Here is a 1,071-nt window from a genome sequence, read left to right on the forward strand (position 1 = left end):
AACAAATACGCCGAAGGATACCCCGGCAGGCGTTACTATGGCGGGTGTCAATTTGTTGATATCGCTGAAAATATGGCCATCGACCGCGCCAAGCAGCTGTTCGGTTGCGGCTTTGCAAACGTCCAGCCGAACTCTGGCTCTCAGGCAAACCAGGGCGTGTTCCAGGCACTGATCAAACCCGGCGACACCATCCTGGGCATGAGCCTGGATGCGGGGGGCCACCTGACCCATGGCGCCGCACCCAACCAGTCGGGCAAGTGGTTCAACGCCGTCCATTACGGTGTGCGCAAACAGGACAACCAGATCGACTATGACCAGATCGAAGCGCTGGCGAAAGAGCATCAGCCCAAGCTGATCATCGCAGGCGGGTCGGCCATTCCGCGCATCATTGATTTTGCCCGCATGCGCGAGATCGCGGACATGGTCGGCGCCTATCTGCATGTCGACATGGCCCATATCGCCGGTCTGGTCGCGACAGGCGCACACCCATCGCCCTTCCCGCATGCGCATGTGGCTACCACCACCACGCATAAAACCCTGCGCGGTCCGCGGGGCGGCATGATCCTGACCAATGACGAGGCGATCGCCAAGAAAGTGAACTCGGCCATCTTCCCTGGCATTCAGGGCGGCCCGCTGATGCATGTCATCGCGGCCAAGGCCGTGGCCTTTGGCGAAGCACTGCGACCCGAGTTCAAGGACTACATCGCCCAGGTGGTCACCAACGCACAGGCCCTGTCGGACCAGTTGATCAAAGGTGGGCTCGACACAGTCACCCACGGCACCGACACCCATGTGGTTCTGGTGGACCTGCGCCCTAAAGGCGTCAAAGGCAACGCGACCGAAAAGGCACTGGGCCGGGCGCATATCACCTGCAACAAGAACGGTGTCCCGTTCGATCCCGAAAAACCGATGGTGACCAGCGGCATCCGCCTTGGCAGCCCCGCAGGCACCACCCGCGGCTTCGGCGAGGCCGAGTTCCGCCAGATCGCCGACTGGATCATCGAAGTGGTCGACGGTCTGGCCGCAAATGGCGAGGACGGTAACGGTGAGGTCGAGGCCAAAGTCAAAACC

1 protein-coding gene is annotated in these 1,071 nt (G+C 61.4%); it reads left to right on the forward strand.

Going from position 1 to position 1,071, the window contains the following annotated elements; genetic code table 11:
• Positions 1 to 1,071 (forward strand): serine hydroxymethyltransferase (gene glyA / locus AC2FLB_RS20780; RefSeq protein ID WP_496710001.1); only part of this gene is annotated, 1,071 nt, incomplete at both ends.

The organism is Ruegeria sp. CDSA236 (genome assembly GCF_059611285.1).